This is a genomic window from Mycobacterium ostraviense (genome assembly GCF_002705925.1).
In the GTDB taxonomy this organism is placed as follows: domain Bacteria; phylum Actinomycetota; class Actinomycetes; order Mycobacteriales; family Mycobacteriaceae; genus Mycobacterium; species Mycobacterium ostraviense.
This window is the reverse complement of record NZ_NKRE01000001.1, coordinates 3,957,781-3,984,682: the sequence shown is the minus strand read 5'-3', so window position 1 is coordinate 3,984,682 and position 26,902 is coordinate 3,957,781. Positions and strand designations below refer to the sequence as shown.

The 26,902-nt window shown below is 65.8% G+C and carries 21 protein-coding genes and 3 pseudogenes; 9 read left to right on the top strand and 15 right to left on the bottom strand.

Annotated elements, in window-relative coordinates; translation table 11 throughout:
• The 6 genes and pseudogenes from CDN38_RS29585 to CDN38_RS18660 all read right to left on the bottom strand — a co-directional run.
• A partial coding sequence (locus tag CDN38_RS29585; RefSeq protein ID WP_180276348.1) for a hypothetical protein occupies positions 1 to 506 on the bottom strand: 506 nt, incomplete at its 3' end.
• An 826-nt stretch (positions 507 to 1,332) separates the two neighbouring features.
• Positions 1,333 to 2,047 (bottom strand): annotated as a pseudogene (locus CDN38_RS31025) (PPE family protein); the annotation flags it as partial.
• A 271-nt stretch (positions 2,048 to 2,318) separates the two neighbouring features.
• The gene (locus CDN38_RS18675; protein WP_075512131.1) at positions 2,319 to 4,706 is read right to left on the bottom strand and encodes a cation-translocating P-type ATPase; all 2,388 of its coding nucleotides are present in this window, start codon (positions 4,704 to 4,706) and stop codon (positions 2,319 to 2,321) included.
• The gene (locus CDN38_RS18670; protein WP_075512130.1) at positions 4,703 to 6,295 is read right to left on the bottom strand and encodes a serine hydrolase; all 1,593 of its coding nucleotides are present in this window, start codon (positions 6,293 to 6,295) and stop codon (positions 4,703 to 4,705) included. Before CDN38_RS18670 ends, CDN38_RS18675 begins: the two co-directional genes overlap by 4 nt.
• 76 nt (positions 6,296 to 6,371) lie before the next feature.
• Positions 6,372 to 7,490, bottom strand: coding sequence for an MBL fold metallo-hydrolase (locus tag CDN38_RS18665; RefSeq protein WP_099319424.1), 1,119 nt, complete (start codon positions 7,488 to 7,490; stop codon positions 6,372 to 6,374).
• A 5-nt stretch (positions 7,491 to 7,495) separates the two neighbouring features.
• A complete protein-coding gene (locus CDN38_RS18660; protein ID WP_075512129.1) occupies positions 7,496 to 8,227 on the bottom strand; it encodes an enoyl-CoA hydratase in 732 nt (243 codons plus the stop codon).
• 26 nt (positions 8,228 to 8,253) lie between these two features.
• On the opposite strand from CDN38_RS18660, the gene CDN38_RS18655 reads away from it, so the two are divergent.
• Entirely contained in the window at positions 8,254 to 9,774 is a 1,521-nt protein-coding gene (locus tag CDN38_RS18655) for an acetyl-coenzyme A carboxylase carboxyl transferase subunits beta/alpha (protein ID WP_075512128.1), read from the top strand.
• 140 nt (positions 9,775 to 9,914) lie between these two features.
• On the opposite strand, the pseudogene CDN38_RS18650 reads toward CDN38_RS18655, so the two are convergent.
• A pseudogene (locus tag CDN38_RS18650) lies at positions 9,915 to 10,143 on the bottom strand (ABC transporter transmembrane domain-containing protein); the annotation flags it as partial.
• Positions 10,144 to 10,187: 44 nt separating this feature from the next.
• Here CDN38_RS18650 and prrA point away from each other — a divergent pair.
• Entirely contained in the window at positions 10,188 to 10,898 is a 711-nt protein-coding gene (gene prrA, locus CDN38_RS18645) for a two-component system response regulator PrrA (protein WP_023367425.1), read from the top strand.
• Positions 10,899 to 12,239, top strand: coding sequence for a two-component system sensor histidine kinase PrrB (prrB, locus tag CDN38_RS18640; protein WP_075512126.1), 1,341 nt, complete (start codon positions 10,899 to 10,901; stop codon positions 12,237 to 12,239). It begins immediately after the preceding gene.
• A gap of 13 nt (positions 12,240 to 12,252) precedes the next feature.
• Here prrB and arfC read toward each other — a convergent pair whose 3' ends face one another.
• From arfC to arfA, 3 genes are read right to left on the bottom strand one after another with little or no spacing between them, the layout of a single operon-like run.
• Complete coding sequence (arfC, locus tag CDN38_RS18635; protein ID WP_233026933.1) at positions 12,253 to 12,837, bottom strand: channel accessory protein ArfC, sunset domain variant; 585 nt, start codon at positions 12,835 to 12,837, stop codon at positions 12,253 to 12,255.
• A complete protein-coding gene (gene arfB / locus CDN38_RS29580) occupies positions 12,834 to 12,989 on the bottom strand; it encodes a channel accessory protein ArfB (protein ID WP_099319108.1) in 156 nt (51 codons plus the stop codon). The genes arfC and arfB overlap by 4 nt, the downstream gene beginning before the upstream one ends.
• Before the next feature lie 12 nt (positions 12,990 to 13,001).
• Complete coding sequence (gene arfA, locus CDN38_RS18625; RefSeq protein ID WP_075512148.1) at positions 13,002 to 13,973, bottom strand: channel-forming protein ArfA/OmpATb; 972 nt, start codon at positions 13,971 to 13,973, stop codon at positions 13,002 to 13,004.
• A gap of 131 nt (positions 13,974 to 14,104) precedes the next feature.
• Here arfA and CDN38_RS18620 point away from each other — a divergent pair, with 131 nt between their 5' ends.
• Together CDN38_RS18620 and CDN38_RS18615 are read left to right on the top strand one after the other, a co-directional pair.
• Entirely contained in the window at positions 14,105 to 14,368 is a 264-nt protein-coding gene (locus tag CDN38_RS18620) for a DUF2630 family protein (RefSeq protein WP_075512125.1), read from the top strand.
• Positions 14,369 to 14,398: 30 nt separating this feature from the next.
• Positions 14,399 to 15,964 (top strand): phytoene desaturase family protein, encoded by a 1,566-nt coding sequence (locus tag CDN38_RS18615; RefSeq protein ID WP_075512124.1) that lies wholly within the window; start codon positions 14,399 to 14,401, stop codon positions 15,962 to 15,964.
• A 20-nt stretch (positions 15,965 to 15,984) separates the two neighbouring features.
• On the opposite strand, the gene CDN38_RS18610 is transcribed toward CDN38_RS18615, so the two are convergent.
• Both CDN38_RS18610 and pdxH read right to left on the bottom strand, forming a co-directional pair.
• Complete coding sequence (locus CDN38_RS18610) at positions 15,985 to 17,280, bottom strand: citrate synthase (RefSeq protein ID WP_075512123.1); 1,296 nt, start codon at positions 17,278 to 17,280, stop codon at positions 15,985 to 15,987.
• Positions 17,281 to 17,657: 377 nt separating this feature from the next.
• Positions 17,658 to 18,284 (bottom strand): pyridoxamine 5'-phosphate oxidase, encoded by a 627-nt coding sequence (gene pdxH / locus CDN38_RS18605; RefSeq protein ID WP_099319107.1) that lies wholly within the window; start codon positions 18,282 to 18,284, stop codon positions 17,658 to 17,660.
• Positions 18,285 to 18,375: 91 nt separating this feature from the next.
• On the opposite strand from pdxH, the gene CDN38_RS18600 reads away from it, so the two are divergent.
• A complete protein-coding gene (locus CDN38_RS18600; RefSeq protein WP_075512121.1) occupies positions 18,376 to 19,497 on the top strand; it encodes a citrate synthase 2 in 1,122 nt (373 codons plus the stop codon).
• 60 nt (positions 19,498 to 19,557) lie between these two features.
• Here the strand turns inward: CDN38_RS18600 and CDN38_RS18595 are convergent, their stop codons facing one another.
• Positions 19,558 to 21,063 (bottom strand): Ig-like domain-containing protein, encoded by a 1,506-nt coding sequence (locus CDN38_RS18595; RefSeq protein ID WP_075512120.1) that lies wholly within the window; start codon positions 21,061 to 21,063, stop codon positions 19,558 to 19,560.
• Between the two features lie 1,187 nt (positions 21,064 to 22,250).
• Here CDN38_RS18595 and CDN38_RS32475 point away from each other — a divergent pair.
• Together CDN38_RS32475 and CDN38_RS32470 are read left to right on the top strand one after the other, a co-directional pair.
• Entirely contained in the window at positions 22,251 to 22,505 is a 255-nt protein-coding gene (locus CDN38_RS32475) for a VOC family protein (RefSeq protein WP_368773216.1), read from the top strand.
• Positions 22,433 to 22,708 (top strand): annotated as a pseudogene (locus tag CDN38_RS32470) (VOC family protein); the annotation flags it as partial. The gene CDN38_RS32475 and the pseudogene CDN38_RS32470, both read left to right, overlap by 73 nt.
• A gap of 1 nt (position 22,709) precedes the next feature.
• Here the strand turns inward: CDN38_RS32470 and CDN38_RS18585 are convergent.
• Positions 22,710 to 24,404, bottom strand: a complete 1,695-nt coding sequence (locus CDN38_RS18585) for an FAD-dependent oxidoreductase (RefSeq protein ID WP_075512119.1) — start codon at positions 24,402 to 24,404, stop codon at positions 22,710 to 22,712.
• Positions 24,405 to 24,410: 6 nt separating this feature from the next.
• Complete coding sequence (locus CDN38_RS18580; RefSeq protein WP_075512118.1) at positions 24,411 to 25,436, bottom strand: AurF N-oxygenase family protein; 1,026 nt, start codon at positions 25,434 to 25,436, stop codon at positions 24,411 to 24,413.
• Positions 25,437 to 25,655: 219 nt separating this feature from the next.
• On the opposite strand from CDN38_RS18580, the gene serC reads away from it, so the two are divergent.
• Positions 25,656 to 26,786 carry a phosphoserine transaminase gene (gene serC, locus CDN38_RS18575; RefSeq protein WP_075512117.1) on the top strand — a complete coding sequence of 377 codons (1,131 nt, stop codon included), beginning with the start codon at positions 25,656 to 25,658 and terminating at the stop codon, positions 26,784 to 26,786.
• The last annotated feature ends 116 nt before the right edge of the window (positions 26,787 to 26,902 follow it).

The following is a 26,902-nucleotide window of genomic DNA, read 5'->3' as shown; positions in this document are numbered from 1 at the left end:
TGAAACACCGGAATCGTCACCGGCCCAAGACCACCCAACACATCCGCCGACAACGACGTCGAATCACCACCCACCACAAAATCATTAAACGTAATCGGACTAATCCTGATCCGTGGGACAGTAATAGGGCTGAGCTGATCATCGACGTCCACTCCGATGGAAATCGGCAGCGACGGCAGGTCGAAGCTGAAACCGAGATCGGTGCCGGGAATATCGAAGTGGATGGTGGTGCCACCGGTTGATCCGAGGAGGGTGAAGTCGGCGTTCACCGGTATACCGGTGTTGCTGTCGCCGATCCCGTGGAGGGTGAAGGGGTTGATGGTGAGGCCGGTGATGTCGCCGGTGATGGGGAGTTTGAGGATGCCGCCTAAGCCGATGGCGAGGGGAATGCGGGGGATGGTGATGGTGTAGTCGGCGCCGATAAGGCCCTGGCCGGTGCCGCGCCAGAAGAATCCGTTGTTGCCGTCACCGGAGATGAACGCGCCGGTGTTTGCCCCCACCCACATTCCCATCACCCACACTCCCAAAACCAACATTACCCACCCCCACATCCGCCAACCCCGCATTAAAAACACTCATCCGGTCGGCGCCCTGGAAGAACAACCCCGACAAATGATCCCCGACATTACCCACACCCGAGGTCGAAAGACCCAACATGTTGGTGTTGTTGATCCCCGACAGCAGATCACCCTTATTGATGAAACCCGACACCAAGCTGCCCAAATTCTGATAACCCGAGGCCTGCGACGCGACGTTCCACCACCCCGACACCCCACCACCGGCATTCCCGAACCCCGACCCACCACCGGCACCCGAATTAAAGAAACCCGACGACGGCACACCCGTCGAATTCCCAAAACCCGGAACCGGCGACAGCTGAAACACCGGAATCGTCACCGGCCCAAGACCACCCAACACATCCGCCGACAACGACGTCGAATCACCACCCACCACAAAATCATTAAACGTAATCGGACTAATCCTGATCTGCGGGGTGAGGATAGCACCTATCTTATTGTCGACGGTTATTCCCAAACTAATCGGTAGCGGCGGCAGCGGTATGGTGACGTTCTTGTCGATCACCGGGATGTGGACGTTGACGCCGATTTCGTCGGTCTGTTGGCCGAGAACGTTGATCTGCAGATTCAGCGGTATGCCGGTGGAGCTGTCGCCGATCCCGTGCACCGTGAAGGGCTGTACGGTCAGGGCGGTGACGCTGCCGGTGATGGGGAGTTTGAGGGTGCCGCCGCCGCCGAGGGTAAGCGGGATCTGGGGGATGGTGATGGTGTAGTCGGCGCCGATAAGGCCCTGGCCGGTGCCGCGCCAGAAGAATCCGTTGTTGCCGTCACCGGAGATGAACGCGCCGGTGTTTGCCCCCACCCACATTCCCATCACCCACACTCCCAAAACCAACATTACCCACCCCCACATCCGCCAACCCCGCATTAAAAACACTCACCCGGCCGGCGGGCGGGTAGACGGCTGCTTGCAGGGCCGCGACGAGCGCCTCGCCGGCGGCGACGGGGTTCTGCACCAACTGGATGAACGGCGTCAACGCCGACGCGGCCGCCGAAGCGCCGGCGTGATACCCGAACATGGCCGCCACATCCTGGGCCCACATCTGCTCATATGTGGCCTCGACGGCGGCGATCGCCGGCGCGTTGAAGCCGAGCAGGTCGGAGGCCACCAACGAAACCAGCTGAGAACGGTTGGCCCAAACCGCTGCCGGATGCACCGTGGCCGCGCGGGTCGCCTCGAACGCGGCCGCGGCGATCCGAGCCTGACCACCCGCCTGCGCTGCTTGCGCTCCCGCCGAGGACAACCATCCGAGATAGCTTCCGGCGACGCTTGCCATCGCCGCCGACGCCGGGCCCTGCCAGGAAGAACCCACCAGCGACGAGGTCACTGACGAGAATGCGGTTGCGGCTGTTCCCAGCTCGCCGGCCAACTGGTCCCACGCCGCCGCCGCGGCCAGCATCGGGCCTGCTCCGGCACCGCTGAATATGCGGGCCGAATTGATCTCCGGTGGCGAGACCGAAAAATTCATTCGCGGCAACCTCTCCCAGGTGGCCGCCGCATCGGGGGCCACCCATCGATCACTGCCTGCGACAATCCGGCGGTCACCGGGATTCAGCCGATTGCCGTCAAGCGGATTTTCCCGTCAGCATACGGCGTTCGAAGCACGAATTTCGCGGTTTCGCCAAAAATAGACGGCGAAGAAAGAACCATTCTTGGATAGGGCCTAATGTAAAGTCTTTATACACATGTGACCCGTCATGCCACGCCTTTGACGTCCGCCCATATTGACGTGCTCGTCGCTACTTTTCCGGTCGGCGCCATACCTGCGGTTTGATACCAAGCACCCTGGCCCGAATCCACCACGTCGCCTCGATCGCCGCGGCCCCGAGCACGCCGATGCCCAAGGCAATCGACGTCACAACGAGATTCGACGGGTCCAGGAAAAACTTCTGCTGCGCCAGCGGAAGGCTGAAGATCACCAAATAGGCCGCGCCGGAGGCCATAACCAGTCCCAGACGCCACCATTGGTAGGGCCGTGCCACCACGGCGAGTACCCATAGCGCGGTCACGAGCAACGTGATCAGCGCCGCGGTTGAGGCTTGCGTCCGTTCAGGCCATGTCGAGTGACGGCCAGGATAGGCCGCGAGGTAGGAAACGAAAGTCGCCGTGCCCACGACAAGTCCGGACGGCAGCGCAGAGGTCAACACGCGTCGAACGAAGCCGGGATAGGCGCGCTCGTTGTTGGGCGCCAGGGACAGGATGAACGACGGAATGCCGATGGTGAACCACGCCGCGATGGTCACATGGATCGGCTGGAACGGATACAACAGCGGATCGGCCCCCAGTGGCTTGGCAAGCAAGCACTCGATCCCCACCAGCAACGCCAGCAGCGCCGAATACACCGTTTTGGCCAGAAACAGATTCGCGACCCGTTCGATATTGCCGATCACCCGGCGGCCTTCGGCGACGACGTAAGGCAGGGTGGCAAACCTGTTGTCCAGCAAGACGATCTGCGCTACCGCGCGCGACGCCGGGCTACCCGCCCCCATCGCCACCGCGATGTCGGCGTCCTTGAGGGCCAGCACGTCGTTGACGCCGTCGCCGGTCATCGCCACGGTGTGCCCGTGCGACTGCAGGGCATGCACAATGGCTCGCTTCTGGTCGGGACGCACCCTGCCGAACGTCGTGAAGGATTCCAACGCATCGGCCAGTTCCGCGGGCTCGGTGGGGAGTTGACGCGCATCCAGCACTTCGCCGCGCAGCCCGAGCTTGCCGGCGACCGCCCCGACCGACACGGCGTTGTCTCCGGAGATCACCTTCACTGAAATGCCTTGGTCGGCAAAGTATTCAAGCGTTTTGCGGGCGTCGGGACGGATCTTCTGCTCGAGCACCACCAGAGCGACCGGGGTGACCCGTCCGGGCGCGTCGGGGTGGTCCACGGGGACGTCGGACGCGCCCAGCAGCAGCACCCGCAACCCCTGCGCCCCGATGCGCTCCGCCTGCTCAGCGGCCGCCGATCCCGAGTCAAGCAGCACATCGGGCGCGCCGATCACCCAGTTGCCGTGGTCGCGATACGAGGCACCGCTCCATTTGGTCGCAGACTTGAAAGACGCGGTCGCAGTCAGGATCCAGCCGGGCGGCGACTGACAGGCCGCCGCGATCGCCTGCATGCTGGCGTTGGGTCGGGCGTCAGCGACAGCCAGCGAAGCCAGCACGTCCACCAAACAGTCGTCAGCGCCGCCCAGACCACGGACCTCCGATACCCGCATACCGGTCTCGGTCAGCGTGCCGGTCTTGTCGGCACACACCACGTCGACCCGCGCCAGCCCCTCGATGGCGGGCAATTCCTGCACCAGGCATCGGCGTTGGCCCAGCCGGATGACGCCGACCGCGAACGCAATCGACGTCATCAACACCAGACCTTCGGGAACCATCGGCACCAGAGCACCCACCGTCCGCAGCACCGATTCCCGCCACCCGGCCTTCGTGGTGAACAGCTGCGTGTAGACGGTCAGCAGTCCCGCGGGCACCAACAGATAGGTGATGAACTGCAGAATCCTGTTGATACCGTTGCGCAGTTCGGATTTCACCAACGTGAACTTGCTGGCCTCGGCGGCCAGCTTGGCCGCGTACGCCTCCCGGCCCACCTTGGTCGCGCGGTAGGCCCCGGTGCCGGAGACGACGAAACTGCCCGACATCACCGTGTCACCGGGATCTTTGGCGATCGGGTCCGCCTCGCCGGTCAGCAGTGATTCGTCAACCTCGAGGTTGCTGTCCTCGACCACCTCACCGTCGACGACAATCTGGTCTCCCGGACCGAGTTCGATGATGTCGTCCAGCACGACTTCGCTTGGCAACCGGGTCTGAGTACCGGATCGCCTGCGCACCAAGGGTTTCGCCTGCCCCAGGATCGCTAGGCTGTCCAGCGTCTGCTTCGCCCGGAGCTCCTGGATCATACCGATGATGCTGTTGGCGATGATGAGCAGACCGAACAGCCCGTTGATCACCGAGCCCGTCGCCAACACGATCACCAGCAGCACGCCCAGGATCGCATTGATCCGGGTGAACACGTTGGCCCGGATGATCTGCGCGACGCTGCGGGTGGTCCGTTCCGGGATGTCGTTGCTCTTGCCCTCGGCTAACCGTTGCGCCACTTCGGCATCGGTCAAGCCGGGCGCGGCACTCATCGGGTAAACGTTCCCAGCTTGTCGGCGTCGTAGTATTCGAGGTTCAGGGCGGCCACGGGAAAGCCGGAAAAGACAGCCTTGGAAATGGATCCGGGTAAGGCGTTTTCGGTCGACAGCGGGAAAGCGAAAGTGTCGGCGTCCCAATGCGTCAACGTGAATGTTTGGCCCTTCGGCCCCAGCGCCAGCTGCAGCTGGCCGTCACGCTCGGTCACGGTGGCCGGACCCCAGTAGTCGTTGGCATAGACCCCGACGTAGTCGCTCAACGGCCGTGCCGGCGCGGGGCTGACCGGAGGCTGTTTGCCGACCAGCGACCCCTCCGGGTTGTTCAGCGGGGCAAGTTGCTGCCGGTACAGGTTCGCCCAATCCTCGCGCACCTGCCCGTACTGCACCAGGTCCATGAATTCGGCCGTCAGCGTTTCCGGCACTCCGTACGGCGCGGCATTGGTCAGGGCGATGATGCCGACGTCTTCAGAAGGCATCACCGTGAAATTCGTCGCGGCCCCCAACCCGAATCCGCCGGAATGACCGTACTGGGTGCGACCCGACGAGTTCACCGACACATTGAATCCGTAACCGTAGGTGCCCGCCCGCGCCTTCGGCAGCCGCGCGGGCGTCGAGATCACTTGCGGTGTGATGGCCGGCAAGAGCGCCTCCGGCGACGTGATCTGCTGGCCGTTGTAGGTGCCGTTGGCCAGCACCATGGTCAGCCAGCGAGTCATGTCGTTGAGCGAGGAGCTGACCCCGCCCGCGGGCGTTTGGGCATCGGGATCCCGTTGGAAACGGGCCTCCCATTTGTCGCCGACCTTGATGTGGGTGACCGCGTGGTTGGGTCTAGCCAGGAAATCGGCGAACCGCGAGCTGGTGGACGTCATTCCCAGCGGCCGGTAGAGCACCTCGTCGGACAGCTCCGCCCAGGATTTGCCGGCCGCCGCCGCGACCGCGTCGGCCGCGGCGGTCACGCCGAAGTTGGTGTAGGCGTAGCTGATCCGAAAAGGGGCCAGCGGCAAGTACTTGAGCCGCTCCAGCACCTGCTGTCCGTCGTAACCCAAATCTTCCAGCGGGTCACCGGCATGGTCCGGCAATCCGGAGCGATGGGAGTAGAGGTCGGCGATGGTGACATGGCTGGTGACATAGGGATCGCCGAGTTCGAACCACGGCAGTTTGGCGACGACCGGCGTATCCCAGCTGACCACGTTGGTGCTGACTTCGTGTGCCACCACCGTGGCACTCACCGACTTGGACACCGATGCCAGCTGGAAGACGGTGTCGGCGTCCACCCGGTTGTCCGGACCGTCGGCCTTGCTGGCATCCTTGATGCCGAAACCCTTCGCGTACAACGTCTTTCCACCGTGGACAACGGCCACGGCCATGCCGGGGATGCCGCTGGTCTTCATCAGCTCGGCGACCAGGCCGTCGAGCTTCGCCACCGCCTGGTCGATGCGCCGGGCCGGAATGTCCAGGCCCGAAACCTCATTGGGCGGAACGTTGGATAGTGCGGACGATGGGCCGGATGCCCGCTGCGCGGGCCCGCATGCCACCAGCGCAAGCAACATCCCAACTAGTGCGGCCGTCGCCGCGCGTCTCGTCATGGCCGCTCACTCTAACCCGGTGCCGAATCGCGCGGCGGGAGCGACGTGACCAGCGGCCGGGTGCAACGCCCTCGAGCTAAAGCCGCCACCACGGGTGGGATCTCAATGGCCCGGCCGGATCCACCCGCTGACCCGGCAGCGGCACCGCCACCTTGACTCGCTCGGGCTCAGCGGCCGCCAATAGCCGCTCGACCGGCTCTGACCACGGGTGCGGAGCCAGCCGGAAGGTGCCCCAGTGCACCGGCACCAACAGCCCCGCGCCGGAATCAGTGACGTCCCGATGCGCCCGGATCGCCTCCTCGGGGTTCATGTGGATATCCGGCCACGCGGTGTTGTAGGCGCCGATCGGCATGAGCGTCAGGTCGAACGGCCCGTGGTCCGCGCCGACCTGGGCGAAGCTCTTGGTGTAGCCGGTATCACCGCCGAAGTAGGCGCGATGGCTGGGACCGATGAACGCCCACGACGCCCACAAGGTGTTATCCCGGCTCAGGAAGCGTCCCGAGAAGTGCCGTGCCGGCATACAGACGATCCTGAGCTGGTCAACCTGGCCGCTCTGCTGCCAATCGAGTTCGATGATGCGCTGCTCGGGAATGCCCCACGCCCGCAGATGGGCACCGACTCCGAGCGGCACGAAGAACGGCGCACGTTGGGTGCGGGTCAACGCGATGACGGTGTCGATATCGAGATGGTCGTAGTGGTCATGGCTGATCACCACCGCGTCGACGGCCGGAAGCCCCTCCAATTGCACCGGCGGCGGATGTAGCCGCTGGGGCCCGACGAGATCCGAGGGCGAGCACCGGTTGCTCCACACCGGATCGGTCAGCACCCGGTACCCGTCGATCTCCACCAGCGCCGTCGAGTGACCGAACCAGCTGACGGCGAGCCGGCTGGCGTCGCCTTTGTAGATCTCCGGGGCGGCCAGCGGGATCGGCTTGGCGGGCCTGCTGCCACTGCGATTACCCACGAACTCCCAGATGATGAGCCGCAGTTCCTCACGGCCCATGACGTAGATGGACCCCGGGTCGAGGTTGACGAAGCTGCCGTCCCGGTAGTGTGGCGACCCCTCCGAAATGGCGCGGATGGTCGCCGGGTTTGCCCCAAGCGCAGCCGGTGCGCCGTGCAGTGCCCGCACCAGCCAGCCACCGGCCGCCAGCGAGGCCGTGCCGGCGGCCAGTCGCAGCGCTCGGCGCACCACCACGACTATTCCCCCTGAAACCTCGGCGGCCGCTTCTGCACACGCGCGACCTGTGCCTCGATCACATCTTGGCTGCCCCAGGCCTTGTCGAACAACTCCTTGTGCTCCGGCCAGGGCTCCTCGATGGCGCCGTCGTCGTTGAGCACCCGCTTGGCGTGCTGAATTGCCAGCGGCGCCAGGCCGGCGATCTCGGCGGCCCACGCCTGCGCGTCGGCCAGCGTCCCGATCCGGTTGGCCATTCCGGTGTGCAACGCCATCTCCGCGGTCAGCTTCTCCGCGGCCAGCAGCATCGCGCGCGCCCGGCCGTGACCGACCAGCGAGGAGAGCCGGCGGATGCTCCAGTTGTCCAGCGCCAGGCCATATTTGGACGTCGGAAACTGAAAGAATGCCTCCGGCGCGACAACCCTCAGGTCACACTGCATGGCCAGCTGCAGGCCCGCGCCGATAGCCGGACCGTTGATGGCGCCGATCACCGGTATCAGCGTGGCGTCCATGACCCGGTGCAGCTCGATGAGCCGGTCGGGGTAGTCGGCGGCGAATGCGTCTCCGGACAGGTCTGCTCCGGCGCAGAATGCCGTGCCCTGGCCGGTGAGCACAATCACGCGAATCGACCCGTCACCGGCTTTGAGAATGGCCTCGCGCAACTCCTCCACCAGTTGGGAATTCAGGGCGTTGCGGCGCTCCGGGCGCTGCAACTCAATTGTCATCACGGCCTCGGCCAGGGTGATACCGATCATGGCGCCAGCCTATATAGCCTCATCGGGTGAGTCGTATCACGACCGATCAACTGCGCGACGCGGTGCTGGACGAGGGCTCGTTCACCAGTTGGGATGCCGACCCGCTGCCGGTGCCGGTGTCGGAGTCTTACGCACGTGATCTGGCCCGGGCCCGGGCCGCCACCGGCCGCGACGAATCGGTGCTGACCGGCGAGGGACGTATCTTCGGGCGCCGGGTCGCGGTGGTGGTGTGCGAATTCGACTTCCTCGCCGGATCGATCGGGGTTGCCGCGGCGGAACGGATTACCGCCGCCGTCGAGCGAGCCACCGCCGAGCGCCTGCCGCTGCTGGCGTCGCCGAGTTCCGGCGGCACCCGGATGCAGGAGGGCACCGTCGCCTTCCTGCAGATGGTGAAGATCGCCGCGGCCGTCAGGCTGCACCAGCAGGCGCACCTGCCCTACCTCGTCTACCTGCGCAATCCGACCACCGGCGGAGTTTTCGCGTCGTGGGGCTCGCTGGGTCATATCACCGTCGCCGAACCGGGCGCCCTGATCGGTTTCCTGGGTCCCCGGGTGTACCAGCTGCTCTACGGCGAACCCTTTCCCTCCGGTGTCCAGACCGCGGAGAATCTGCAACGCCATGGCGTGATCGACGGCGTCGTCGCGCTCGACGAGCTGCGCCGCACGGTGGATCGGGCGCTGACGGTGCTCACCGATGCTCCGGAGCCGCCGCCGGCGTCGGCGCCGCCCGAGCCGGTGCCCGACGTGGCCACCTGGCACTCAGTGGTGGCGTCACGACGGCCCGACCGGCCGGGTGTGGCGCGGTTGTTGCGCGATGGCGCCACCGACCGGGTGCTGCTCTCGGGCACCGGTTATGGCGAAGCGGCGACGACGCTGCTGGCGTTGGCTCGCTTCTGCGGCCAGCCGGCGGTGGTTCTGGGCCAGCAACGAGTCGTCGGCGGTCTTGTCGGTCCCGCGTCGCTGCGCGAAGCCCGGCGAGGCATGGCGCTGGCCGCCGAGTTGCGGTTGCCGTTGGTACTAGTGATCGACACCGCCGGACCCGCGTTGTCGGCCGAAGCCGAGGAAGGTGGCCTGGCCGGACAGATCGCCCAGAGCCTCGCCGACCTCGTCACACTGGACACCCCGACGGTGTCGGTGCTGTTGGGCCAGGGCAGCGGTGGACCGGCTCTGGCGATGGTGCCCGCCGACCGGGTGCTGGCCGCGCTGCACGGCTGGCTGGCCCCGCTGCCGCCGGAGGGTGCCAGCGCGATCGTGTTCCGCGACACCGCGCATGCCGCCGAGCTCGCTGCGGCCCAAGGTGTCCGGTCGGCAGACCTGCTGGCCGCCGGCATTGTCGACGTCATCGTGCCCGAGCATCCCGACGCCGCAGTTGAGCCGGTCGAGTTCGCCCGACGGCTGTCGCGCGCCATCGCGGCCGAGGTGCATGCGCTGCGGTCGATTCCCGACGCCGAACGCATGGCCGCTCGGTTGGCGCGCTATCGGCGCATCGGATTGCCGCCGCGACACCACGCAGCCGACGCGCCGCCGCACAACGACGCCGTGGTATGAGTCTCGGCGCCGGGTACCAGCTATCCCGGGTGGCCGTGCCCCACGACATTGCCCGGCACGTCGTCGGCGACGATCCGGCCCGATTCGTCGAGTAACAGCACCCGGTCGGCGCCCTCGGCCGCGTCGAGTCGGTGCGAGATGATCTGCCAGTACATCGCCAGCAGACACACCGTCACCACGGTGATCTGCAGCAGGTTGAGCATCATGAATACCGCGCCGAATGACAGCAAATCGCGAATCGTGCTGAGATCGTTCATAATCCGCGACACCAACTGGCCGGACTGCCGTCGCTGGTGAAACGACATCGGCAGGCAGGATCTGCAGGCGCGCGTGCAGGTCTCGGCGGATATCGGCTTCGACTCCCAGCGACTCGGCGGGCGGCGTCCCACCGCCACGGGCAACAATCAGGCAAAATGAGCGGCATGGAGACTGGTGTGAGCTCACCTCGGGTCTTGGTGGTCGACGACGACTCCGATGTCCTGGCTTCGTTGGAACGCGGCCTGCGGCTGTCGGGGTTCGAGGTCTCGACCGCCGTCGACGGCGCCGAGGCCCTGCGCAGCGCCACTGAGACCCGCCCGGACGCGATCGTGCTCGACATCAACATGCCCGTGCTGGACGGCGTCAGCGTGGTGACGGCACTGCGCGCGATGGACAACGACGTGCCGGTCTGTGTGCTGTCGGCACGCAGCTCGGTCGACGACCGAGTGGCCGGCCTGGAGGCCGGTGCCGACGATTACCTGGTCAAGCCGTTCGTGCTGGCCGAGCTGGTGGCTCGGGTGAAGGCGCTGCTGCGCCGCCGCGGCTCCACCGCGACGTCCTCTTCGGAAACCATCACGGTAGGCCCGCTGGAGGTGGACATCCCCGGCCGGCGGGCCCGGGTCAACGGCGTCGACGTCGACCTGACCAAACGCGAGTTCGACCTGCTGGCGGTTCTGGCCGAGCACAAGACCGCGGTGCTGTCCCGCGCGCAGCTGCTGGAGCTGGTGTGGGGCTACGACTTCGCCGCCGACACCAACGTCGTCGATGTGTTCATCGGGTACCTGCGGCGCAAGCTGGAGGCCAACGGCGGACCCCGGCTGCTGCACACCGTGCGCGGCGTCGGCTTCGTGCTCAGGATGCAGTGAGTGAACATCCTGTCGCGGATCTTGGCCCGTACGCCTTCGCTGCGGACGCGGGTGGTGGTCGCGACAGCGATCGGCGCCGCGATCCCGGTGCTCATCGTCGGAACGGTGGTCTGGGTGGGGATCACCAACGACCGCAAAGAGCGGCTGGACCGCCGCCTGGACGAGGCGGCAGGCTTCGCGATCCCGTTCGTGCCGCGCGGCCTCGACGAAATCCCGCGCTCCCCCAACGACCGCGACGCCCTCATCACGGTCCGCCGCGGTGACCTGGTCAAGTCGAATTCCGACATCACCTTGCCCAAACTGCAAAAGGACTACGCCGACACCTACATCGGCGGTGTGCGCTACCGGGTGCGGACGGTGGAGATCCCGGGGCCCGAGCCGACGTCGGTAGCGGTGGGCGCGACCTATGACGCCACCGTCGCCGAGACCAACAACCTGCACCGCCGGGTGCTGTTGATCTGCGCCTTCGCCATCGGCGCGGCAGCGGTGTTCGCCTGGCTGCTGGCCGTGTTCGCGGTGCGGCCGTTCAAACAGCTGGCCGAACAAACGCGGTCGATCGACGCCGGGGACGAGGCGCCGCGGGTCGAAGTGCACGGCGCGAGCGAAGCCATCGAGATCGCCGAGGCGATGCGAGGCATGCTGCAGCGCATTTGGAACGAGCAAATCCGCACCAAGGAGGCGCTGGCGTCGGCTCGCGACTTCGCTGCGGTGTCCTCCCACGAACTGCGCACTCCGTTGACCGCGATGCGGACCAATCTCGAGGTGCTGTCCACCCTCGACCTGCCCGAAGACCAACGCAAAGAAGTGCTCAACGACGTGATCCGCACCCAGTCGCGCATCGAAGCCACCCTCAGCGCACTCGAGCGGCTGGCTCAAGGGGAATTGTCCACTTCAGAAGACCATGTGCCGGTCGACATCACCGAATTGCTCGACCGCGCGGCCCACGATGCGATGCGCATCTACCCGGACCTCGACGTCTCGCTGGTGCCGTCGCCGACCTGCATCATCGTGGGGCTGCCGGCCGGGCTGCGGCTGGCCGTCGACAACGCCATCGCCAACGCCGTCAAACACGGCGGCGCCACCCGGGTGCAGCTGTCGGCCGTCAGTTCCCGGGCCGGCGTCGAGATCGCCATCGACGACAACGGCAGCGGAATACCCGAAGAAGAGCGCGAAGTGGTATTCGAGCGGTTCTCCCGCGGATCGACGGCGTCCCACTCGGGATCCGGTCTCGGGCTGGCGCTGGTGGCGCAGCAGGCTCAGCTGCACGGCGGGACCGCATCTTTGGAGGACAGCCCACTCGGTGGCGCGCGCCTGCTGCTGAAGCTTCCCGGCCCGAGCTGAACGGACGCCGATTTCACTCCCGTCGCGCGCTCTTGCGCCACGGCGTGAAAAAGGCCCGTGCCGCGGCGCCCTCGTCCTGGAACCAGACCTGGGCCGCGGTCGTGTCGTAGTCGGGATCGTCGGGGGTGTAATAGAGCCTGGTATCCGTGCGGCCCTTGACCAGCCATCCCTCCGGTCCGCTGCCGTCGGCGGCGCGCGCGGAACCCGGGCCGTAGGGGGCAAACCGCGCCGGGGATTGCGGCGAAGATTTCCCGGTGACCACGGTCTGCTCGGCCGACTCCGTCGCGTCCGGGACCTGCTGCGCCGGGGAGACTTTCGCAGCTGCGATCTCGTGCGTTTCCTTTTCCGCATCGGCGCTCTCGGGTCTGGGTACCTTCGTGGCGGCCGGGATCTTCTTCGCCGGTGCACCTTTGCCGGCGACGGCCTTCTTCAGCGGCGCTTCCGCGGCAGTGGCCTTCTTCGCCGGCCGTTGCGGCACGATCTGCGACTTGTGTTGCGGCTGTTGGCCTTTGACGGGACCGACCATCAGTGTGAAGGTCACCAGCATGCCGAGGGCGAAAGCCAGACCCACCAGCCACCAGTGCACCTGGCCCGTCACGGCGCCGCCTCCGTCTCATGGGGCTCGGGCACTTGCCGTTCTTGCTGTTCTTGGCCGACGGGCTTGACGAAGACGGTGGCGATCACCCATGCCAGAGCCGAACCTGCCACGAAGGCAGCCAGGTAGTACAACCACTGGATCACGAAATCCACGCTGGATTCTCCTTAGCTGACCACGATTTCGACGCGGCGATTCTTGGCGCGACCCTCGGGTGTGTCGTTACTGGCTATCGGATTGGCGGAACCGTAACCCTGGGCGGTGATGTGATCGCGGGCAACTCCTTGGGCAGCGAGGAAGTCGGCGACGATGGTGGCTCGCTGAACACTCAACGGAAAGTTGATGCCCTCGCCGCCGCCGTTGTCGGAGTAGCCGTTGACGGTCACGCGTGCGTCCGGACAGGCCTTGAGTTTGGCGGCTACCTGGCTCAGGATCTGGTTGTCGGCGGGGGTGAGGCTGACCCCATCGTCCTTGAAGGCAATCGCGCCGCCCGTCAGAGCATTGATGGCCGCTGGTAAGTCGGCACACGGGCCGGTGGCGCCGGAGCCTGGCGGTGGACTGGCGCCCGATGTCGGGGCCGGCGCCTTGACCTCGATGTTGTTCGCGACATTGACTGCGGGCCAAGCAGTTTTGGCCGCACGCTCCACCGCGTCTTTCTGGTCGGGCGATGCGGCCGTTCCCGACAAGGTCACGGTGTTGCCCCCGACCTTGACGCTGAAGTCCGGGATTGCGGCGCCAGCGGTGAAAACCGGTTCCGCATTTGTGAAATCGAGGGCGCGGACCAGGGGATCGATACGGATTTGGTCGATGACGGTGACGCCCGGTGTCAGCACGTTTCTGAGCGCTGCCAGCAGCGCCGCCTTGGAATTGTCGTCGGGAAAATCGCCGATAAGCGTAATGGTGTTGCCGCTGCGGCTGATTGAAAGCAGCGACCATGACACGTCGGAGGCGCTGGACTTGCTACTGGTCGTTGTCAGGGTGGGCAGGTCACCGGCCGGTCCGGTGACCGACGTGGGGCGCTCGAACGCGCCGTAACCGATTGCCGCTATCAGCAACGGAATAACTACCAGCGCGATCAGCCAGGCGACGCCGAGCGGGCGCCGACGCAATCTCCACGCGCGGGTGGGTGCGGACGGCATGTCTGAGACCGGCTGGGTACCCACCATCGCCGCGCCTCTCGTCGTTGAAAAATGTCTGTCCCGCCCTCAGGCGATATGCAGCCTACCGACTGTCCAGCGGCGAAACTGCCAATGTCGGGCACACTGGAGCAATGGCTAGCGGGAGCAAACCAACGGACAGCGAGACCCTGGCGCAGATCCGCGACCTGGTCGCCGAAGAGAAGGCGCTGCGTGCGCGGCTGCAGCAGGGTGACATCACCGAATCCGATGAGCATCAGCAACTGCGGCGCATCGGAATCGAACTCGACCAGTGTTGGGACCTGCTGCGGCAGCGACGGGCACTGCGCGAAACCGGTGGTGACCCGCGCGAGGCGCACCTGCGTCCCGGCGGCCAAGTCGAGGGCTACCTCAGCTAGCACCGATCCGGGCTGCCTGTCGACGCCACCATGCGGGAATTCGATGTCGTCGTCGTCGGCGGCGGTCACAACGGCCTGGTCGCGGCCGGTTACCTGGCCCGGGCGGGGCTTTCGGTGCGGGTGCTGGAGCGGCTGTCCCACACCGGCGGGGCCGCGGTGTCGGCGCAGGCCTTCGCGGGTGTCGAGGTCCGGCTATCGCGGTATTCGTACCTGGTCAGCCTGTTGCCGAAGCGCATCATCGACGACCTGGGCGCGCCCGTGCGGTTGGCCCGTCGACCCTATTCGTCGTATACACCGGACCCGGCTACGGCCGGGCGGTCCGGTCTGCTCGTCGGGCCGAACGGCGCGCGTACATTCGCTGCGATCGGCGCCGCGGCTGATGAGCATGGCTTTGCCGCCTTCTACCGCCGTTGCCGACTGGTGACCGAACGGCTCTGGCCGACGCTGATCGAGCCGTTGCGCACCCGCGAGCAGGCGCGCCGCGACGTCGTGGACCGCGGCGGCCGGGACGCGGCGGGCGCCTGGCAGTCCATGATCGACGAGCCGATCGGGCACGCCATTACCGACGCGGTGGCTAACGACCTGGTCCGGGGGGTGATTGCGACCGACGCGCTGATCGGCACCTTCGCCCGACTGGACGACCCGTCGCTGACGCAGAACATCTGCTTTCTGTATCACGTGCTGGGCGGGGGTACCGGAGACTGGGACGTCCCGGTCGGCGGCATGGGTTCGGTGACCTCGGCCCTGGCCGCTGCGGCCACCCGCTGCAGGGCCGAAATAACCACTGGTGCAGACGTTTTCGCGGTATATCCGACCGGGGAGGTGCGCTACCGCGCGTACGGCGACGAGCATGTGATCCGAGGCCGGTTCGTGCTGGCCGGCGTGACACCGGCGGTTTTAGCTGGGTTGCTGGGCGAACCGGAGCCCTTGCTGACCCCGGGCGCCCAGGTCAAGGTGAACATGGTGGTACGCCAACTACCCCGGTTGCGGGACCCCAGCGTCACCCCGGAGCAGGCCTTCGCCGGGACCTTGCACGTCAACGAGACCTGGACCCAGCTGGACACCGCGTATTCACATGCAGCCGACGGGCGGTTGCCCGACCCGTTGCCGTGCGAGGCGTACTGCCATTCGCTGACCGATCCCAGCATCGTGTCGGACCGGCTGCGCGACGCGGGAGTGCACACCATGACCGTGTTCGGCTTGCATACGCCACATTCGCTGTGCTCCGGCACCGACCCGGACACCGTCCGCGGCCAGCTGACGCGGTCGGTGCTGTCGTCACTGAATTCGGTTCTGGCCGAACCTATTCAGGATGTCCTCATGACCGACGCGGACGGCCGGCCGTGCATCGAGACCACCACCACGCTGGACCTGCAGCACACGCTGCACATGACCGGCGGCAACATCTTCCACGGCGCCCTGTCGTGGCCTTTCGCCGAGGACGACGAGCCGCTGGACACACCGGCCCGGCAATGGGGGGTGGCCACCGGCCACGAACGGATCATGCTGTGCGGCTCGGGTGCCCGCCGCGGCGGCGCGGTATCGGGCATCGGCGGGCACAACGCCGCCATGGCGGTGTTGGCGTCACTCGACTAGCTTCGCTAGATCAGCGGTAATTACCGCCCGTCGATGGCCACGTAATCGCGCGCGGTGTAGCCGGTGTAGATCTGGCGTGGGCGACCAATCTTGCTGTCGCCCTCGTCGTGCATCTCCCGCCAGTGCGCGATCCATCCCGGGAGCCGGCCCAGCGCAAACAGCACGGTGAACATCCGAGTCGGGAAACCGAGCGCACGGTAGATCAGGCCCGTGTAGAAGTCGACGTTCGGGTAGAGCTTGCGCTCGATGAAGTAGTCGTCGGTCAGCGCCGCCTCTTCGAGCTCCTTGGCGATGCCCAGCAGCGAATCGTCGCCGCCCAGCTTGGACAGGATCTTGTCGGCCTGTTCCTTGACGATCCGCGCGCGTGGGTCGTAGTTCTTGTAGACCCGGTGGCCGAAGCCCATCAATTTGACGCCGGCCTCGCGGTTCTTCACCTTGCGGACGAATTCGCCCACGTCGTCGCCGCTCTCGCGAATCTGCTCGAGCATTTCCAGCACCGCTTGGTTGGCGCCGCCGTGCAGCGGGCCCCACAGCGCGTTGATGCCGCCGGAGATAGAGGTGAACAGGTTGGCCCGCGACGAGCCCACCAGCCGCACCGTCGATGTCGAACAGTTCTGCTCGTGGTCGGCGTGCAGGATGAACAACATGTCCAACGCCCGCACCACCTCGGGGTCGGCCTGGTAAGGCTCGGCCGGGAAGCCGAACGTCATCCGCAGGAAGTTCTCCACCAGCGTCAGCGAGTTCTCCGGGTAGAGGAAGGGCTGGCCGACCGACTTCTTGTAGGCGTAGGCAGCAATGGTGGGCAGCTTGGCCAGCAAACGGATGGTCGACAGCTCAACCTGGTTGTTGTCCATCGGGTCCAGGGCATCCTGGTAATACGCCGAGAGGGCGTTGACCACGCTGGACAGCACCGGCATCGGATGTGCGTTGCGCGGAAACCCGTCGAAGAACCGCTTCAGGTCCTCGTGCAGCATGGTGTGGCGCTGGATGCGGCCGGTGAATTCGGCCAGCTGGTCAGGGGTGGGCAGCTCGCCGTAGATCAGCAGGTAGGAGACCTCGATGAAGGTCGACTTCTCCGCCAGCTGGTCAATCGGGTAACCGCGGTAGCGCAGAATGCCGGCGTCCCCATCGATGTAGGTGATGGAGCTCTTGCAGGCGGCGGTGTTGACGAAGCCGACGTCAAATGTCGTGTGTCCCGTCTTGGCGAGCAGCGGACCGAGCGCAATACCGTCCGCACCTTCGGTGGCATGGACAACCTGCAGGTCGATCTCGCCCCCCGGGTACTTCAGGATTACGGTGTCGTCGGTGTCGGCCACGAGAACCCCTTTGCGCTCTGGCTGATATGGCAGCCCCACTCGATGCGTATAGGTGAAGGTAGTCGTTGACAGGACGGTGCGCCTGCCCGGGGTCGAATCTGCCGGTCACGTGGCGCTTGTCGGGTCTTTCCGGGCTTGTCCGCGCATGCGGGTAGGCCTTCGCGCACTTGCGGCGTCTCGAGTGTGCATCCATGGCGTCGAGTGTGCGCTCCGGGCGACCCGAAGGCCCTTTGGGCCACCGTCAGCTCACAGTCAAAGCCACCAGTGCACACTCGGCTCGTCAGCGGCTTGATATGAGAGCTATCCGCCCCTATGCCGCTTCGCGGGTCGCGCTTCACACACACCTCGCCGCTGCGCCGCGCGCATCGTCGGGCCCGCTAGGGCTGGAGCCGCTCGATATGACCGCCGGTGACCCGGATCCTGTTGTGTACCCGGTTTTCCCGGCCCTGCCAGAACTCCACCACCTCAGGACCAATGAGGTATCCGCCCCAGTTCGGCGGAACCGGAACGCGCTCCACGTCGGCGAACCGCGCAGTCACTTCCGCAAGTTGATCGAGCAGCGCCGCGCGCGACGCGATCGGCTGCGACTGGTGCGACGCCCACGCTCCCAGCTGCGACCCGCGCGGCCGTTGGGACCAGTACTGCTCGGTCACCCGGGGATCAACCCGACTCACCGGGCCGCGGATGTGGACCTGTCGACCCAGCTGATACCAGGGAAACGTCACCGACGCATAAGGCACAGCCGCCAACTCGGCGCCCTTGGCCGACTCGTAGCTGGTAAAAAAGGTGATCCCCATCTCGTCCACGCCCTTGCACAGCACCGATCGGCTGACCGGCCGGCCCGCTGCGACGGTAGCCAGCACCATGGCATTCGGCTCGGCGACGCCGGCGCGTTCAGCCTCGGCAAGCCAGGTGCGGAACAAAGCCAGCCATCCGTCGGCGAGCCAGGCTTCATCCAGGTCGGGACTTCCGTCCCTCTCCTCGGACCCGTACTCCACCCGCATTCCAGCCAGATGACCTGCCATGGTGTCAACGCTACCGGTGTCGTTACCAGCCGGTAGCGTCCGCTGGGAGGTGGGGTGCAAGAATTTGCCTATGACTGTGGTCCCGGAAGATTTTGTCCCTGGTCTTGATGGCGTGGTGGCCTTCACCACCGAGATTGCCGAGCCGGATAAAGACGGCGGCGCGTTGCGCTACCGCGGCGTCGACATCGAAGATCTGGTGAGTCAACGGGTCGCATTCGGCGATGTGTGGGCGCTGCTGGTGGACGGCGAATTCGGCCATGGGCTGCCGCCGGCCGAGCCGTTCCCGCTGCCCATCCACACCGGCGATGTGCGGGTCGATGTGCAAGCGGGACTGGCGATGCTGGCCCCCATCTGGGGGTACGCGCCATTGCTCGACATCGACGATCGCACGGCCCGCGAACAGCTGGCCCGTGCATCGGTGATGGCATTGTCCTACGTCGCGCAATCCGCGCGCGGCATCTACCAGCCGGCCGTACCACAGCGAGTCATCGACGAATGTTCAACGGTGACAGCGCGTTTCATGACCCGGTGGCAAGGCGAGCCGGACCCCAGGCATATCGAAGCCATCGACGCCTACTGGGTGTCGGCGGCCGAGCACGGCATGAACGCCTCGACGTTCACCGCACGCGTGATCGCCTCCACCGGTGCAGACGTCGCGGCAGCGCTGTCCGGAGCGATCGGCGCGATGAGCGGACCGCTGCACGGCGGGGCGCCGGCGCGGGTGCTGCCGATGCTCGAAGAAGTGGAGCGCACCGGCGACGCACGCGGTCTGGTGAAGAAGATCTTGGATCGTGGCGACAAGCTGATGGGCTTCGGGCACCGGGTCTACCGCGCCGAGGACCCGCGGGCGCGGGTGTTGCGAGCAACGGCCGAGCGGTTGGGCGCACCGCGCCACGAAGTCGCCATGGCGCTGGAGCAGGCTGCACTGGCCGAGCTGCGGGAACGCCGCCCGGACCGGGCGATCGAGACCAATGTGGAGTTCTGGGCCGCCGTCATCCTGGACTTCGCCCGGGTGCCGGCCAACATGATGCCGGCAATGTTCACCTGCGGGCGCACCGCAGGCTGGTGCGCGCACATCCTCGAGCAGAAGCGACTCGGCAAGCTGGTCCGCCCGTCGGCCATTTATGTCGGGCCGGGTCCGCGCAGCCCGGAATCTATCGCAGGGTGGGACCAGGTTCTCACGTCCGCCTGATTCGAGCCTGATTCGACGCGAAGGGCGCCCCCGCCACCAGCCGTCACCGACAGTTGCGGCCTAGGGACCCACGTTGTCAGCGGTGTACTGGAAGGTGACCATGGGCGGACTGTGATCCGACAGCGGCTGTCCGTTGGAATTGAAGAACTTCGGCGCCTCGTTGCTGTAACCGATCGCCTTCAACGTCACACCCTGACCGCTTCGATAGAAGACCTTGTCCAGCAACTCGCACTCGTTCCCCACCATGCACGTGGGCGCGAAGGGTGGGCTGGTGGGGCCACCCTGCACCAGCACCCACGCGTCGGTGAGGGAGTTGTTCCCGGCGAATTGCAGCAGCGCACTTTGGTCGTCGGAATACAGGGCGTTGAAGTCGCCTGTGACGATGACCGCGCGGCCCGCCGAATTCTGCTGGATGTAGTTGGTGATCTGATCGAGGTTGGCGTTGGTGAACGCGCCACCGCCGGTATTCGTATGCAGGTTGTAGAGGTCGATCGTTTCACCGCCCGGAAGCTGCAGCTGGCTGTAGCTGAAGCCTTTCGCGGTGAGGCAGTTGTCGGCGCTGCACTGCCACCATGTCTGCCGGTCGAGCCTTTTCACCTTGAACTGTGCGAGGGTGTTGAGTCCGTCGGAGAAGGGCACTCCGATAGGCCACAGCAACGTGGGTGGGCTGGGCGGTGTCTGGCTGGGCATATCCGATTTCTTGACCAGGAAATCGTGGTAGGCGAAGTCTTCCTGGACGTTGGCGACATAGTAGGAATTGAGCCGCTGCCCAATCTGTTTGGTGTACAGAAAGCGCGGCAGGATTGCGCTGGACAGCGGGAAGGGCAGCCCGGCAATGTTGTAGGTGAGCATGCTGAAGACACCGCTTATCGTCGTGGTCGGGATGCCACCCACGAAGACGGTCACGGTCGCGACGTCGTCGTGCCCGTGGAAGGGACCCAGGTATCCCGCCAGACCATGCACGTGCAGGCTGGTGTCGTCGCTGACGGCGACGGTGAAGGTGTCGTCGCCGACGAAACCCGGATCGGCCGTATAGGTGAAGCTGGCTGTTTGTTGGTTGATGCTGACAACGCCGTGCTGCGGTCCGCCGGGTGTACCCCGCGGATTGACCTTGAAGGTCATCCTGTTGCCGTCGGGGTCAAAGGCCGTGAATGCGACGGGGCCGGTGCTGCCGTTCAGGGGGATACTGACCTGTTGGGGGGTAGCGACCGGAGTCCGGTTGAACAGGACGGGCACAACCCCGTTGCGAATCGCGGCCAGAAAGTCGATCACGGCGTTGAGCAGGTCATCGGGAATGCTGCCGGGGTCGACCGGTTGCGCGCTGGCGCCTGGCAGGGCCGCGCCCGGCACCGCAGCCGCCGCGCCCGGCACCCCAGCCCCGCCCGGCAGCGCAGCCGCCGAGGTGTCCGACCCGGCTGGCGGTGACGGCACGTCTGCCCACTCGCCCGCTGATGAACCCGAATCCGTTGGCGCAGCGTAGCCGACCGTAGGATTGGTCGGCGTGGTGCCAGCCAGCAGAATAGCGGTTATCGCCCCGACGCCGCCGATACGCCTGGCATAACCCATGGATTCTCCTCGCGCATCCACTAGAGCCGGTGATTGTTGAACTGTCAGTGGATAATTCGGGTGCTCGTCGTCGCTTGCCGTAGCATTTCGGGTCGCATTTCGCATCGGACATCAGCGGTGTTGGACCCATAGGTGCGAATGCCGAGCGAAGTTTGCCGCGCCGCGAGAGCTATTGTCAATATCCGACTTTGGGTTAGCTGACCTAATCGCCTTCGGGTGTCCCGCCGGCACTTTCAACCAGTTTCCGAGTTCGACGAGGCACCCGCTCGGAGGCGAGGCGATGCGTCCCGCGCCGCGAACGGCGCACCGTCGCAACTGCCTGGCTTCGATGATCTCGGCGCCAGGACCAACCCTCCGCACTTTCGACGAGCCCTTTGAAAGGTGACCGAGAAATCGCTGTCGCCTTCGTCAACGATGTTGACATGCAACGGCATTCCTATCGCACGTTTGAAGAGAGCGGACCGCGCACGCATGCGAACCTGCCGCTCATTCACTCGGGCGATCAACGGTGGACAGCTGTCGATTAGCTCCCTGTAATCCGAACCTCCTTGGCGGGCAGCTGATATCGCTGTGCACTCCGTCGAGACCCGGCGGTTTCACAGGCGATGAGCATCGTTTCAATGGAAGCCTCCGCCTATGTACGTGAACCCGTGCCCAGTGGACCTGCCAAGTGTGAACAATGGCTGAGGTACTCGGCCGCACAACGAGTTTCGCTGCGCTACAGTTCTGGTAGCCAGTGGTTGTTCGACATTCTTTTCAGCATTGCCCAACCAGGCACGGAGCCGGCCCGGGTTGCCGATTCGTGGTAGCCGTCCGGTCTTGGCGGAACACTCCTGTCGAGCATTGGCCAGGGGGCCGGTTGGTCGCCCACAAAGACGATGTGACAGGACCGTCGGGGTATTCAGCACGGCTTGTGGTGTCGCTCGACCCGACGTTGTGATGCAAAAGTATTCGTGTTGATACCGAAAAGCACCCGTGTCGAGATCCGATGGTGCTCATGGTGATACCAAAAGTATCCGTAATCAACTGATCACGCGCCGTCGGTCAACCAGGTACCCACCGGCGACATGAGTCGCTGTGACCCGGCCTGCCGTCGCCGACGCCGCGCGATGAAAATCGCCGCCGCGTTCGGTCAGTACCTGTGAGCCCCGCGCGGGCGATACCAACTATCCGAAGGAGCGAACAAAGTGGCAATCACCGTGGAACCCGCATTGTCCCCTCACCTCGTCGTCGACGACGCCGCGGCGGCGATCGACTTCTACGTCAAGGCCTTTGACGCCGTCGAGCTGGGTCGCGTACCAGGCCCCGATGGCAAGCTCGTCCACGCCGCGCTGCGCATCAACGGCTTCATGGTGATGCTCAACGACGACTTCCCGGAAACCTGCGGCGGCAAGTCGACGACGCCGAAGTCACTGGCGGAACCCCGGTCACCATCCACCTGACCGTCACCGATGTCGATGCCAAGTTCCAGCGAGCCCTGGACGCCGGCGCCACCGTGGTAATCCCGTTGGCGGACCAGTTCTGGGGCGACCGATACGGAGTAGTCGCCGACCCGTTCGGCCACCACTGGTCACTGGGGCAACCCGTACGGGAGGTCAGCACGGCCGAGATCCAGGAGGCGATGTCGACGCAGGCGACTGGCTAGTTCAGGCCAGCTCGCGCAGCCGCGTCAGCAGGCGCCGCCCCAGTGGCGGCGTCTGCTGTTCGCCGGTCGCCGCCGTAAGCATGTCGGTGACGTCGGTGAATTTGTTGCGCGGCCGCCCGTCGCGGCTGCCGCGGGCGACCTCGGCGGCATCGATGGCACACCAGCCCGCGGCGTCGATGACGTCAGGCTGACGGGTGGCCACCAGCTGGTCCAGCGCCGCCGGCTTGCCCACCGGATCGGTGAGCTTGCCCGCATTGAAGTCGGCCACTAGCGCCTGAACGGTTTGCCAAGAGCAGGATTTGTTCGTACCGATGAACCCGGTCGGCCCGCGCTTGATCCAGCCCGCGACATAGGCACCCGGCACCGGCTGCCCGGTACCCGGATCGACGACCCGGCCACCGTCGTTGGGCACGACGGCCGCCGCCTCGTCGAACGGCACGTCACGAATCCGCTTGCCGCGGTAACCGATCGACGTCAGCACCAGCCCCGCGTCAAGCCGGCGCATCTCGTCGGTGCCGGTGACGGCGAACTCGACGCCGGTGGCCCGTTGGGGTCCCAGAACGCGGCGGGGTGTGAGCTGATAGGCCAGCCGGATTCGTGGGTGCGACGCCGGGGTCGACCCGTTGCCCAGGGTGCTCAGGATCTCCAGCTTGGCTTTCGTCAGCGGCTCCGAGACGGTTGCCAAGTCCTCGAGGACCCGCTTGTGGTCATCGCGGCCGAGCACCACGTCGGACGCGGCGGTAAGCCCGATCAACTCGGGCAGGGTGAACGCCGAGTGAGCGGGTCCGCGGCGGGCAGCGATCACCACCTCACGGACCGCCGAGCCGCGCAGCGCCTGCAGTGCATGATCGGCGATGTCGGTCCGGGCCAGGTCACCCGGGTCGGCGGTGAGCACCCGTGCCACGTCGAGAGCGACATTGCCGTTGCCGATGATGACGACGCGGTCGTGACCGAGATCGACCGGGAGATCGACGAAGTCGGGATGGCCGTTGATCCACGCGACCAGCTCCGTCGTGGTACCGGTGCCGGGTAACCCCATTCCGCCGATGTCGAGGCGACGGTCGTCGGGAGCACCGACTGCGTACACCACGGCGTGGTGGTGGGCCAACAGATCGGTGTGCGTCAGGTGCTTACCGATCTCAAGGTTGAGGTAGAACCGGAACCGGTCATGGCGCGCGACCTGGTCGAACAGTGTGGTGACCCGCTTGGTGTTCGGGTGATCCGGCGCCACCCCGGCGCGCACCAGCCCGTAGGGCGTGGGCAACTTCTCGAAGACGTTGACGTGCACGCCCGGTTGGACCAGCAGTTCGTCGGCGGCATACATCGCCGCGGGCCCGGATCCGACAATGGCAACGGTCAGCGGATGGCGGCGGGCATGCACCTCGGCGGCCGGGATCACCGGGGCCAGTTTCGACGTCGGCGGCAGCTTCGCATCGGCGGGCCGCTTCGGGTAATACGAGGCGTTGATCTCGACAAACGGCAGTTGCCGCGATTCCAGCCTGCTATCCGGTGAAATCGCTCCCACCGGGCAGGCGCTCACGCAGGCGCCACAGTCGACGCACGCCACCGGATCGATATACAGCATCTCCGACGTCGCAAACCCCGGCTCGTCCGGCGAGGGATGGATGCAATTGACCGGGCAGGCAAAGACACAGGACGCGTCATTGCAGCACGACTGGGTAATAACGTGCGGCATAAAGGATTACGCGGCCGGGGCAGCAGCCAGGTGCTGACGCTGCGGCTCGCTGCGGTAGCGCGACGGCTCGCCATTGATCTTGCACAGCCGCCACATGAGCCGGGCCAGGCGACTTTCCATCAACCCGGTGTCGTAAGCCAGCATCCGTACGTCGGCGAACATGTCGCGCAACCACTTCCGCGACTGCGGCGACCGGAAGAACAGCTCCTCCTTCACCTCACGCGGGATGTCGAATTCCTCCCAGAACGCCTTGGGCGGCACCACGATTGCGTTACACAACATCCGCATGGTCAGCGGGAAGTACAACGACGTCCAGAATCGCTGCCGCTTGGTCAACTGCGGCAACCGCTTACGTAGGAACTCATGCGCGAAGGAGATGTGCCGAGCTTCCTCGGCCACGTGAATGGACATCACCCGTTCCATGATCGGATGCAGCGTCTTACCCTCGCGCAACACATTCTTCTGCGTGTGGTCGATGGGCTCCTCGCCGGCGAGCACCCCGATGAAGAACGCCACCGGCAACGGGCCGGCCACCAGCGGGATGAACGGCGAAACCCAGCGCAGCCGCCGGGGCATCCCCGGAACGTCGGCGCCGACACGGTTGATCATCTCCTGGAACATCATGGTGTGGTTGCACTCTTCAACCGATTCGTGCAGGCAATACCGATATTCCGGTGATCCGTTGGGCATCCAGAACGTGTAGTTCATCAGGCCGCGGACCAGGATGGACTCGAAGTGCAGCCCGACCTTGGCCACGTTGGCCTGGCGCCACATCCCGATCTTGATCTTGCGCTCGTCGGGCTGCGCCAGATACCAGGGGTGGCGGCCCAACGGGTCCGTCGCCGGCAGGATCCACCGCGGATCGTTGTCGGTGACAGCGAATTCCGTTGACTCCCAATCGATGTCGGTGTACGGGTTGAAGTTTCGCCGCACCGACCCCTCGGACAGTGTGGCGAGCATCTCCACGTACTCGGTATCGTCCCGAACCTCCATGTTGCGGCGCCAACGCCGAACCATGCGCGTCTTGTCCACTGAGAAGCCTCCCCGATGAGGTTTGTGTTGAGGTTTACCTTCGGACGTCCGATAAACACGGTACCGCTGGTACCGGGAATTATCCAGACCCGCCGGCGGGCTGTGTCCTGGTCCGCATCGATCGATTGGGTGTGACGCTGCTCACGCCGGGCGGCTTGCCGCGGCGTAATCCGGCCCGCATGGTCGCCGGCCCCCCACCGCTTCACTACCCTGAGTGCCATGGCCGACCAGCTCACGACTGCCCTCGAGATTCCCGCTGACCTCAAACCCCGCGACGGGCGCTTCGGGTCGGGCCCGTCAAAGGTGCGGCCCGAGCAATTACAGGCGCTGACCACCACCGCGGCGGCATTGTTCGGCACCTCGCACCGGCAGTCGCCGGTCAAGAATCTGGTGGGCCGGGTGCGCACCGGCCTGGCCGAGCTCTTCTCGCTGCCCGATGGTTACCAGGTGATTCTGGGCAACGGCGGCGCGACGGCGTTTTGGGACGCCGCCGCGTTCGGGCTGATCGACAAGCGCTCATTGCATCTGGCCTACGGCGAGTTCAGCTCGAAGTTCGCCTCCGCCGTCGCCAAGAACCCGTTCGTCGGCGACCCGATCATCATCAAGGCGGACCCGGGCGGCGCGCCGCGGCCGCAGGCCGACCCGTCGGTGGACGTGATCGCCTGGGCTCACAATGAAACGTCGACCGGGGTGGCGGTACCGGTGCGACGTCCCGCCGACTCGGGCGACGCGCTGATCGTCATCGACGCCACCTCGGGTGCCGGCGGTCTGCCGGTCGACATCACCGATGCTGACGCGTATTACTTCGCGCCCCAAAAGAATTTCGCCAGCGACGGTGGCCTGTGGCTGGCGCTGATGAGCCCGGCCGCGCTGGCCCGCGTCGAGGCCATCGCGGCCTCGGGGCGCTGGGTTCCCGACTTCTTGTCGCTACCGATAGCGATCGAGAACAGTCTGAAGAACCAGACGTACAACACACCGGCGATCGGCACGCTGGCGCTGCTGGCCGAACAGCTCGACTGGCTGCTGGGCAACGGCGGGCTGGAGTGGGCGGTCAAGCGCACCGCGGACTCCTCGCAGCGGTTGTACTCGTGGGCGCAGGAGCGGCCGTACACCACGCCGTTCGTGACCGACCCGGAGCTGCGCTCGCAGGTGGTGGGCACCATCGACTTCGACGACGACGTCGACGCCGCGGCCGTGGCCAAGACCTTGCGGGCAAACGGCATCGTCGACACCGAGCCGTACCGCAAACTGGGCCGCAACCAGTTGCGGGTGGCGATGTTCCCCGCCGTCGAACCCGACGACGTCAGCGCCCTCACCCAGTGCATCGACTGGGTGGTCGAGCGGCTTTAACCTGCTCGTTATCCGCCCGCAACCGTCCCGCGTGTCAGCGCGGGTTGCGGGGCTGGCTGCATTAAAGTGCGCACGTAACAGGTCCGGCGCTCAGAGGCGCGGAGCCTGCGAGGAGA

What these genes read in the sequence shown, in the direction of transcription:
- CDN38_RS18675 (WP_075512131.1), bottom strand. Translation starts at nt 4,706, where the DNA reads ATGAGTGCCGCGCCCGGCTTGACCGATGCCGAAGTGGCGCAACGGTTA.
- CDN38_RS18670 (WP_075512130.1), bottom strand. Translation starts at nt 6,295, where the DNA reads ATGACGAGACGCGCGGCGACGGCCGCACTAGTTGGGATGTTGCTTGCG.
- CDN38_RS18660 (WP_075512129.1), bottom strand. Translation starts at nt 8,227, where the DNA reads ATGATCGGTATCACCCTGGCCGAGGCCGTGATGACAATTGAGTTGCAG.
- prrA (WP_023367425.1), top strand. Translation starts at nt 10,188, where the DNA reads ATGAGCGGCATGGAGACTGGTGTGAGCTCACCTCGGGTCTTGGTGGTC.
- arfA (WP_075512148.1), bottom strand. Translation starts at nt 13,973, where the DNA reads ATGCCGTCCGCACCCACCCGCGCGTGGAGATTGCGTCGGCGCCCGCTC.
- CDN38_RS18620 (WP_075512125.1), top strand. Translation starts at nt 14,105, where the DNA reads ATGGCTAGCGGGAGCAAACCAACGGACAGCGAGACCCTGGCGCAGATC.
- CDN38_RS18615 (WP_075512124.1), top strand. Translation starts at nt 14,399, where the DNA reads ATGCGGGAATTCGATGTCGTCGTCGTCGGCGGCGGTCACAACGGCCTG.
- pdxH (WP_099319107.1), bottom strand. Translation starts at nt 18,284, where the DNA reads ATGCGGGTGGAGTACGGGTCCGAGGAGAGGGACGGAAGTCCCGACCTG.
- CDN38_RS18600 (WP_075512121.1), top strand. Translation starts at nt 18,376, where the DNA reads ATGACTGTGGTCCCGGAAGATTTTGTCCCTGGTCTTGATGGCGTGGTG.
- CDN38_RS18595 (WP_075512120.1), bottom strand. Translation starts at nt 21,063, where the DNA reads ATGGGTTATGCCAGGCGTATCGGCGGCGTCGGGGCGATAACCGCTATT.
- CDN38_RS18585 (WP_075512119.1), bottom strand. Translation starts at nt 24,404, where the DNA reads ATGCCGCACGTTATTACCCAGTCGTGCTGCAATGACGCGTCCTGTGTC.
- serC (WP_075512117.1), top strand. Translation starts at nt 25,656, where the DNA reads ATGGCCGACCAGCTCACGACTGCCCTCGAGATTCCCGCTGACCTCAAA.